Annotated in this window: 7 protein-coding genes and 1 pseudogene; 5 read left to right on the top strand and 3 right to left on the bottom strand. The window is 27.8% G+C overall.

Features of this window, described 5'->3' with window-relative positions:
* Together ACRDDE_RS09215 and ACRDDE_RS09210 are read left to right on the top strand one after the other, a co-directional pair.
* Positions 1 to 2,328: glycogen/starch/alpha-glucan phosphorylase (locus tag ACRDDE_RS09215; protein ID WP_438626967.1), on the top strand; the 2,328-nt coding region annotated here is incomplete at its 5' end.
* A gap of 32 nt (positions 2,329 to 2,360) precedes the next feature.
* Positions 2,361 to 4,220: a glycoside hydrolase family 13 protein gene (locus ACRDDE_RS09210; RefSeq protein ID WP_438626966.1), complete on the top strand. Its 1,860-nt coding sequence runs from the start codon at positions 2,361 to 2,363 to the stop codon at positions 4,218 to 4,220.
* Positions 4,221 to 4,464: 244 nt separating this feature from the next.
* Here the strand turns inward: ACRDDE_RS09210 and ACRDDE_RS09205 are convergent, their stop codons facing one another.
* Both ACRDDE_RS09205 and abc-f read right to left on the bottom strand, forming a co-directional pair.
* Entirely contained in the window at positions 4,465 to 5,841 is a 1,377-nt protein-coding gene (locus ACRDDE_RS09205; protein ID WP_438626965.1) for an MATE family efflux transporter, read from the bottom strand.
* 108 nt (positions 5,842 to 5,949) lie between these two features.
* Positions 5,950 to 7,863, bottom strand: a complete 1,914-nt coding sequence (gene abc-f, locus ACRDDE_RS09200; RefSeq protein ID WP_438626964.1) for a ribosomal protection-like ABC-F family protein — start codon at positions 7,861 to 7,863, stop codon at positions 5,950 to 5,952.
* A 131-nt stretch (positions 7,864 to 7,994) separates the two neighbouring features.
* Here abc-f and ACRDDE_RS09195 point away from each other — a divergent pair, with 131 nt between their 5' ends.
* Positions 7,995 to 8,624 carry a redox-sensing transcriptional repressor Rex gene (locus tag ACRDDE_RS09195; RefSeq protein ID WP_438626963.1) on the top strand — a complete coding sequence of 210 codons (630 nt, stop codon included), beginning with the start codon at positions 7,995 to 7,997 and terminating at the stop codon, positions 8,622 to 8,624.
* Between the two features lie 57 nt (positions 8,625 to 8,681).
* Here the strand turns inward: ACRDDE_RS09195 and ACRDDE_RS09190 are convergent, their stop codons facing one another.
* Positions 8,682 to 8,852, bottom strand: coding sequence for a DUF362 domain-containing protein (locus ACRDDE_RS09190; protein ID WP_021428309.1), 171 nt, complete (start codon positions 8,850 to 8,852; stop codon positions 8,682 to 8,684).
* 181 nt (positions 8,853 to 9,033) lie between these two features.
* Between ACRDDE_RS09190 and ACRDDE_RS09185 the strand changes: the two genes are divergently transcribed.
* Together ACRDDE_RS09185 and ACRDDE_RS09180 are read left to right on the top strand one after the other, a co-directional pair.
* Positions 9,034 to 10,119 (top strand): CapA family protein, encoded by a 1,086-nt coding sequence (locus ACRDDE_RS09185; protein WP_438626962.1) that lies wholly within the window; start codon positions 9,034 to 9,036, stop codon positions 10,117 to 10,119.
* 153 nt (positions 10,120 to 10,272) lie between these two features.
* A pseudogene (locus ACRDDE_RS09180) lies at positions 10,273 to 10,678 on the top strand (anaerobic carbon-monoxide dehydrogenase catalytic subunit); the annotation flags it as partial.

The following is a 10,678-nucleotide window of genomic DNA, read 5'->3' as shown; positions in this document are numbered from 1 at the left end:
CAGTTACTAAATACATTAGTAACTGTTCTTAAATCTAAAATAGCAAATATATGGAAAGAAAATAGATTAAAAGAGGAAAAGGAAGTTTACTATTTTTGCATAGAGTTTTTGTTAGGAAGACAGCTACAGTCAAATCTTTTAAACTTAGGAGTAATGGAAGAAGTAAGATCTATATTAGATACTATGAGTATAAATCTAGATGATTTAATAGATGCAGAATCTGACCCTGCATTAGGAAATGGTGGATTAGGGAGACTAGCTGCATGTTTTCTAGATTCGATGGCATCTAATAAAATAAGTGGTCATGGCTATGGTATTAGATATGAATATGGATTATTTGAACAAAAGTTTGTAAATGGACACCAAGTTGAGGTACCTGATAACTGGCTAAAAGAAGAATCTTATATTTGGGAAACTGTAAGACCAAATAAAGCGGTTATAGTTAAATTTGGAGGAGAAGTAGAACTTGTAAGTAATAATGGAAAGCTAACGGCTATTCATAAAAATTATATACCTGTAATGGCTCTACCTTATGATATACCTATTATAGGGTATGAAAATCAGTATATAAATACCTTGAGGCTATTTAAATCAGATATACCTAGGAAAGATTTTGAACCAATATTAAAAGATTCAAAAAACAGCTATGGTAGCTATCATGATGCATTACAGTATAGATATTACGTAGATGAGATATCACAAGTATTATATCCAAATGATTCTAACGATGCAGGCAAAATGCTAAGATTAAAACAGGAGTATTTTTTAGTTAGTGCAGGACTGCAGGATATATTAAGAAAGTGCAAAAAAAATAAAATCAATATTAATAAATTAAATGAAAAAATATCTATTCATATAAATGATACTCATCCATCACTATGTATACCCGAATTAATGAGAATACTTATGGATGAAGAAGCTCTTGGATGGGATGAAGCTTGGGAAATTACAAAAAAATGTACTTCATATACGAATCACACTATAATGACAGAAGCTATGGAAAAATGGCAAATATCAATGATAAAAGAATTACTTCCAAGGATTTATATGATTATAGAAGAAATAAATAAAAGATATTTAAATAAGTTAAAAACTAAATATTCAAATGACATTGAAAAAATAAATAAGATGGCTATTATTTATAATAACAATGTAAATATGGCTAGTTTAAGTATAGTTGGAAGTAGCAGTGTAAATGGAGTTGCAGATCTTCATACTAAAATTTTGAAAAAAGAAGTATTAAAAGAATTTTATGAGGATGAGCCATATAAATTTAATAACAAAACAAATGGAATTGCTCATAGAAGATGGTTAATGTTATCAAATCCACAGTTATCTAGTTTAATAACTAGTCTTATAGGTAGCGACTGGGAAAAGGACACTATGAAACTAAAGCAACTTGAAAAATATAAGAATGAAAAAAATGTATTACAGGAACTAGAAAAAATAAAATATAACAATAAGCTAAACTTATCAAAAATTATAAAAGAAAGAAATAATATATCAATAGATCCAAATTCTATATTTGATATACAAATAAAAAGGCTACATGCATACAAACGACAACTTATGAACGCACTTCACATACTTCATTTATATCATGAATTATTAGATAATCCAAACCTAGACATAAAGCCAAGAACATTTATATTTGGAGCAAAGGCTGCTCCTGGATACTACTTTGCCAAATGCGTTATTAAATTTATAAATGAATTAGCACAAAAAATTAATAATGATAAAAGAGTTAATGAAAAATTAAAAGTAGTATTTATAGAAAATTACGGAGTGTCATTAGCAGAAAAAATAATACCAGCTGCAAATGTAAGTGAACAAATATCAACAACTACAAAGGAAGCTTCAGGAACTAGTAATATGAAATTTATGATGAATGGAGCTATAACTTTAGCGACTTTAGATGGAGCAAATATAGAAATACATGAACAAGTAGGCGATGAAAACATAATAATTTTTGGATTATCAGCAAATCAAGTTTTAGAATACAATAAATTTGGAGGATATTCAGCAGCAGATATTTATTCTAATAATTTTTATATAAAGAGGGTTGTGGATGATTTAGTTAATGGATTCATACCAAATATAGGTGAAGAAGGCAGAGAAATATATAATTCTCTAATAACCTATAATGATGAATTCTTTGTATTAAGAGATTTTGAGAACTATATAGAAGCACAGAAAAAAATAAATAATTTATATAAAGATAGATATAAGTGGAATGAAATTTCTTTAACAAATATAGCAAATTCAGGAATATTTTCAAGTGATAGAACTATAAATGAATATGCTAAGGATATATGGTATAAAAAATAAACAGTTCAAAAGATAAAAGGTGGGAGATCAAAATGAGTATAACATATAATTCTTGGTTAGAAAGTTATAAAAAGCCTTTCGGAGCTTTGGAATTAGGAGAAAAATTAAGTTTAAATGTAAAAGCTACAGAAAATGTAAAAGAAGTATATTTAATTATAGAAAGAGAAGGAGAAAATTTAGAAGAAATAAAAATGACAAAAGCATCCGATTATAGGTTCAATATAGATAAATATGAATTTCAACAAGCAGATGTTTATTTTTACTTTTTTAAAACGATAGAAAGTATAAATGGAAATAACGAATTAAAGTACTATGGCAAGAATAAAAGAAATGGTATGTGCGAAGAAATATTTGATATTAATAGTTTAAGTAAGTATCAAATTACAGTTAGCAAGAATACTAAATCCCCAGATTGGTTTAAAGAGGGTGTTTTATACCATATATTTGTAGATAGATTTAATAAAAGTGGTAAGATAAATAATCCTAAAAAGAATAGTTTTGTATATGCAAATTGGGAAGATACTCCTATGTATATAAAAAATAGTGAAAATGAAATAATTAGATGGGATTTTCATGGAGGAAATCTAAAAGGGATAATAAGCAAATTAAGTTATTTGAAAAATTTAGGGGTTAGCATAATATACTTAAGCCCTATATTTGAATCACAGAGTAACCACAAGTATGATACAGGAGACTATAAAAATATTGATCTAATGTTTGGGAATGAAGAAATATTTAAAGAGTTGATAAATGAAGCAAATAAAAAGGGAATAAATATTATACTAGATGGTGTATTTAGCCATACAGGAGATGATAGCGTATATTTTAATAAGTATGGGAATTATGATTCTGTAGGTGCATATCAATCACAAGATTCGCCGTATATTTCTTGGTACAAATTTGAAAACTACCCACAAAAATATGATTGTTGGTGGGGGGTTAAATCTTTACCAAATGTAAATGAGACTGAAACTTCATATATTGACTATATTATAAAAGGTGATGACAGTGTAATAAAAAAATGGATGGGGTATGGAGTTAAAGGATGGCGACTTGATGTAGCTGATGAATTACCTTCTAAATTTATAGAGGAGCTAAAGAGTGAGACTTTAAAACTAGATAAAGAATCTATTCTTATAGGTGAAGTTTGGGAAGATGCATCTAATAAAATTAGTTATGATGAAAGAAGAAAATATCTTTTAGGTGACCAACTAAACGGTGTTACAGGGTATGTGTTTAAGAATATATTTGTAGATTTTTTAAATTATAAAATTGATTCAAATGATGTATACAATAGCCTTATGACTATAAAAGAAAATTATCCAAAAGAATCTTTTAAATCTAATTTAAATATATTAGGTACGCATGATACAAGAAGAATACTTACAGAATTAAATGAAGATAAAGAGCTTCTTAAATTAGCGGTTGCAATACAAATGACTTTTGAAGGCGTACCATATATATATTATGGTGATGAAGCTGGACTTTTAGGTGAAACAGATCCAGATAATAGAAGAACTTATCCATGGAAAAGTGAAGATAAAGAGATTTTAAACTTCTATAAAAATATTATTAAGGATAGAAATAAAAGTAAGGTGTTAACTTGTGGAGAAACTAAATTTTTAGAATTAGAAAATCCTAATGTATTTGGTTATGTAAGATATATTGAAGGTATAAATGATGATAATATTTTAGTTTTAGTAAATAGATCAGAACAAGAAGAAGTTATAAAAATAGATATGAAAGAATGTCTAAATAGTAAGTATATAAATCTAGTTAATGGGCTTATTGAGGTAAATCATGATATCGTTGAATTTAAATTAGAAACTAAATCATATAAGGTAGTTAAATTAGAAAAAGATAGTATTACAGGTTTCACTCCCAAAGCGTAAAAATGCTTTAAAGGTCGTTAAAACCTATAGTATTACATTTTAATATAGTAAATAAAAAACTAATTATATTTAAGTATAAAGGATGAATTGAAAAAGGTACTATTATAAAATAATTTTATAATAGTACCTTTTTATTTACTTAAAACTATCGAAGTTGGAAAATATTATTGTTGAAGTAGCGTTACAGACTATGATTTTAGGTCTTTCAGGGAATGAAACAATAATATTTTCCAACGAGCACTACCTAATCAATTTCTTTTACAATATTAGCAACCCATCTTTTAGACAGTGCTCTAGGAACACCAAATATGAACTTAACAATCTCTTCAGAGTAAGTAAGAAGGACAAGTACATAAATAGGAGCTCCTTTAATTGCAAATATAAAAGTAAGAGGAAGCGATACTAACCACATACATCCCAATTCTAAAAATAAAGAATACTTAGTATCTCCACCACTTCTTAAAATACCTATAATTAAAAGGGTATTAAAAGATTTTAGACCCATTAATAATCCCATAATAACAAATATTTTAATAATATCAGGAGCTAGATTATCTGAAACACTAAACATTTTAAGTAGAGTCGGTATGTTTAGTATAAGAAGTATACCAAATAGGGTTCCTACTATAAAAACTATTTTAGAAAACTTTTTAGCATAATCAATAGCCACTTCTTTATTATCAGCACCAAGTTCATTCCCTAGCATAATAGATGCACCTATAGCAACGCAAACAGCTGTCATAATAAAGAAATTCCCAGTACTAGTAGCTATTTGACTAGCTGCAATTGCAGAAGTACCAGCTTTTGCATAAGCAACAGAATATAAAACTGTACCTATTGCCCATCCACTATCATTTAATAATATAGGTGTACTTTTTCCAAAGAAAGTATTTATAAACTGCTTATCTATAGATTTTAAATTTTTAATAGTGAATTTTAAAACATAATCTTTCTTTACGATATATACATATCCTATTAAAAGTGAAAACTCTATAAATCTAGCTATAACAGTTGCTATGGCAGCTCCACGAACTCCTAATGTAGGTAATCCTAAATTTCCAAAGATTAAGCCGTAATTTAATATAATGTTACTTATAAGAGCAACTGCACTACAAATCATTCCAAGCTTAGGATTTCGAATACTTCTAGATCCCATACTAAATACAGTACTAACAGCGATTAAAGGATAGCAAAAAGCTATTATACTGAAATACTCTATACAAAGATTAACTACCTCAGTATCATAAGAGAAAAAATGAATTATGAACTTAGGAAATATAAAAGCAGGGATAAAAAATAATAGACCTAATATTATTCCAAGTAAAACATTTAATCCGGTAACCTTTTTTATATTATTTGCATCATTTTTCCCAAAAAACTGAGATATAAATAAACCAGCTCCACCTGTTAATCCAGATAAAGTCATATTAAATAAGAAAAAGTATTGGTTAGCAACTCCTATTGATGCTACGGATGCTTCTCCTAAGCTACTTATCATTACTGTATCTATAATGTTTACAGAAGTTGATATAAGATTTTGTATTATTATAGGAATACAAAGTGAAACTAATAATTTATAAAATCTCTTGTTTTCATTATTAAGATTAAAAATATTTGTCAATAAGACACCCCCTTAAATTTAACATCTATACTATGTTAATATAAAAAGCATATATATATCAACTAATTTATTATATAAATTTCAGAATTATCAAAAATAAAGAACAGCCTACATTAGCTGTTCCCATTCTTCATATAAATTATTTAATCTATCTTCTAAAGAAGATTTACTCTGACTAACTTCTTTAGATTTTTCAGGATTAGAATATATTTCTTCTTCGCACATAAGGACATTAAGTTCTTCTATTTTAAGTTCTATTTCTTCAATTTCTTTTTCTATGTTCTGCCTTTTAGCTCTAGCTTTTTTCTCTAACTCTCTTTGTTCTCTTTCTTTTCTTTTTTCATCTTTTAATTGAGTCTTGGTTTTTTCTTCAGTTGTTTCTATAGAGTTCATTTCTAAAGTTTGTTTTTTCTTATCCATATAATAATTATAATTACCTAGATATTCTGTTATTCCATCAGAATCAAGAACAAGTATTTTATCAACAACTGTGTTTAAGAAATATCTATCATGAGATATTGTAAATAAAGTTCCTGTATAATTTAATAAAGCTTCTTCAAGAACTTCCTTAGAGTCTATATCAAGGTGATTTGTAGGCTCATCTAGTAATAAAAAGTTAGAATTAGATAAAATTAATTTCAGTATAGCAACTCTAGCTCTTTCTCCACCACTTAGTGTAGATATTTTTTTAAACACTTCTTCATCTTCAAATAAAAAAGATCCTAACATATTTCTAAGTGTGGTTTGATTTAGACTAGGGTGATCATTCCAAATTTCATCAATAATAGTATTATCTAGGTTAAGAGTTTTTTGCTCTTGGTGGAAGTAGTCTACATGAACATTTGCACCAAGTTTAGTAGTCCCAGTTAATGGTATTATTTCATTCATTATTATTTTAAATAAAGTAGACTTTCCTATTCCATTAGCTCCTATTAAAGCAACTTTTTCTCCTCTGTATATATTAAAGTTTATGTCCTTAAATAGGATTCTTTCACCATAACCCATAGAAAGATCTTCTACTTGTAAGACATCATTACCACTAGATACAGAAGGACTAAATTGAATACTAGCTTTTTTTCTGAATACATCAGGTTTATCTAATACATCAACTTTATCTAGCATCTTCTCTTTACTTCTAGCTCTTTTTAAGTGTTTTTCTCTTCCGTAAGCTTTTAGTCTATCAATTGATTCTTCTTGTTTTTTAATTTCTTTTTGTTGGTCTTCATATTTTTTAACTTCTAACTCTTTTTCTACTTTAGATAATTCTATAAATTTAGAGTAATTTCCATTATATGTTTTAAGTCTTTTATTATGAATTTCAAATACTCTATTTACAACTTGATCTAGGAAATATCTATCATGAGATATGATAATTACTGTTCCTTTATATTGTTTTAAGAATACCTCTAACCATTCGATGGCATCTGAATCAAGATGGTTAGTTGGTTCATCTAGAAGTAGAAGTGAAGGGTTTTTTAGTAGTAACTTTGAAAGTAAGACTCTGGTTTTCTCTCCTCCAGATAATATATTTATTGGAGTTTCCATATCAGAGTCAGAAAAACCTAGGCCTTTTAAAATCCCTTTTACTTCTGATTTATAACCATAACCATTTAGTTCAGAGAAAAGTTCTAGCTTTTGAGAATACTCATTCATAAGTTTATCTAGAATTTTTGAGTTAGGATTAGAACCTTCTTCTGCTATTTTAATCTCTAAACCTCGTATATAGTTTTCCATATCCATTAAGTCAGAAAAAACTTCTAAAACTTCTTCATATATAGTTTTTTCTGATTGGAAATTTGTATTTTGTTCAAGATATCCTATTTCTACACCTTTACCAAGATATATATCTCCGCTATCATATCCATAAATTCCAGAAAGTACTTTAAATAAAGTAGTTTTACCCGTTCCATTTACACCTATAATACCAACCTTATCACCTTCATTTACAGTGAAGCTAATATTTTCCAATATAGTATCTATTCCAAAACTTTTATTTAAGTTATTACACGACAAAACAATCATAAAATTATACCTCCTTTAAACTATCTAAAATTATAATGTTTTGGTATAATATAATCAAGGATATATGCATTTTGTTAAAAAAATAGCATAGTATATGAAACAGGGATAATGAATATATAGGAGGTGAAGAGATGAGTAATAAAAATATTTCTATGGCTGTAATAAGAAGATTACCTAAATATCATAGATACTTAGGAGATTTGTTAGATAAAGATATACAAAGAATATCTTCTAAAGAATTAAGCGATATAATTGGCTTTACAGCATCTCAAATAAGACAAGATTTAAACAACTTTGGTGGATTTGGACAGCAGGGATACGGATATAATGTCGAAGAGTTATACAATGAAATAGGTAAAATATTAGGGTTATCTAGAACTTATAATTCTATTATAATTGGGGCTGGAAACTTAGGACAAGCAATAGCTAATTATGCAGGTTTTACTAAAGCAGGGTTTAAGATAAAAGCTTTATTTGATGCAAATCCAAGAATGATAGGATTAAAAATAAGAGATTTTGAAATATTAGATTCTGATGACATCGAGGAGTTCGTAGCTGAAAATGATATCGATATAGCGATATTATGTATACCAAAAAATGGGGCGCAAGAAGTTGTCGATAGATTAGTTAAATCAGGTATAAAGGGAGTTTGGAACTTTGCACCGTTAGATTTAGAAGTACCAAATGATGTTATAGTTGAAAATGTAAACTTAACTGAAAGTTTATTTACTTTATCATATCTTATGAATGAAGATAAATAAATTAAAATAAAAAAAACTACCTACAAAAGTAGGTAGTTTTTTTATTTTAATTTATTATTATTCTGGTTGTGGAGCATCTACTGGACAAACTCCGTTACAAGCACCACACTCTATACAAGTATCTGCATCTATAACATATTTGTCATCTCCAGCTGATATACAGCTAACTGGGCACTCAGCTTCACAAGCACCACAGCTTATACAAGCATCATTAATTTTGTAAGCCATTTTTAATCTCCTCCTAAAATATGTAAAATTATGTTCATTAGTATTATAACAAAAAAAAATATATATAACAATAATTAGAATACATACAAAAAAACAAACATACTACATAAAGCGATTTATTTTGACAAATAGTATAAGCTATAATATATTTAGGGCTTATTACTTTGGTGGAGGTAAATAAATGGAAAAAAAGATTAATAAAAAGAAGCTATCACTATTAATATCTGTAATAATTATTGTAGTGGTAGTTATTTATATGCTTATTTTTAAAGTTGCTTTAGGAAATGATAAAATTAAAGATAATAATGAACAATCAAAAAAAGTTGGCGAAGCAAATGAGGTAAAAAAGGAAAGCATAACTATTAATTTTGTAGGGGATATAACTATGGGGAATTATAAGGGAGCCTCATACTATGGATCTTTTGATAATGAGTTTGAAAATCAAGGACAAGATTATGGATATTTTTTTAAAAACGTTAAGGAAATTTTTGAAGAAGATAATTTAACGGTAGCAAATTTAGAGGGGCCTTTAACTAGCGAGAGCAATGCGAAAGTTAAAAAATTTGCATTTAAAGGAGATCCTTCTTATGTAAATATACTTAAGGAAGGGGGAATAGATGCTGTAACATTAGCAAATAACCACTCGGAGGATTATTTTGACGAGGGTATGAAACAAACTAAATTTATATTAAAAGAAAATAATATAGATTATTTTGGATTAGGAGAGAAAAGTATAGTAGATGTTAAAGGCGTAAAGGTTGGATTATTAGGTTACAATGGTTGGCCTGAAAATTATAATGAAGAATTTTTAAATAATATGAAAAAAGATATACGAAGTATGAAAAAAGAATCGAATGTAGTATTTTTATATTTACATTGGGGAACAGAGCGACAATATTATCCTGATCAAGTTCAAAAAGATTTCGCTCATTTTGCTATAGATAATGGAGCTGATGGGGTATTAGGAAGTCATCCTCATGTTATGCAAGGAATAGAAGAGTATAAAGAAAAGTATATTGCATATAGTCTAAGTAATTTCTGTTTTGGAGGTAACAAAAATCCTCAAGATAAAGATACTTTTATATACAAACAAACATTTAACTTTGAAGACAATAAACTGATAAGTATAAACAAGCCTGAAATTATACCTTGTTCTATATCATCTGAAAGTAGTGTTAATAATTATCAACCAACACCATTAACCGGAACAGAAGCAGAGAGAGTAAAAAATAAATTGAAAAATATAAGCGAAGGTTTAAATAAATAGATTATAAAAAACTTATTTAATTATTGGATTTTTTCAAAGTTGAATAAGTTTTTTAAATTAGGAAAACTTTTTCAAAAATATGTTTAACTATTAACAATGCATGGTATATATAAAAAGAATTACCATAAAAATATATTTAGGGGGAAGTAATTTATGTCTTGTGTTAGTTGTAAAATGTGCGAAAGTGCAGATAAAAGGTTAGAAAAATTTGTAGCGTCGAAGGATGTTGAAACGGCATTCCATAGAACTGAAGATCAAAAAATTAAATGTGGTTTTGGACTTCAAGGGGTATGCTGTAGATTATGTGCAAATGGCCCATGTAGAATAACACCTAAATCTCCAAGGGGAATTTGTGGAGCAGATGCTGATACAATAGTTGCTAGAAACTTTTTAAGAGCAGTTGCAAGTGGAGCTGCATGCTATCTGCATGTTGTTGAAAATACAGCTAGAAACTTGAAAAAATTAGGTGAAGATAAAGGAATAATAAAGGGAGAAAAAACAATAGATGAATTAGCTGAAATATTTGGGGTTGAAGCTAATGATAGACATGAAAAATGTA

This window comes from Paraclostridium sp. (genome assembly GCF_051656405.1).
In the GTDB taxonomy this organism is placed as follows: Bacteria; Bacillota; Clostridia; order Peptostreptococcales; family Peptostreptococcaceae; genus Paraclostridium.
The sequence above is the reverse complement of the archived record's forward strand: the minus strand, read 5'-3'. Positions and strand labels throughout refer to the sequence as shown.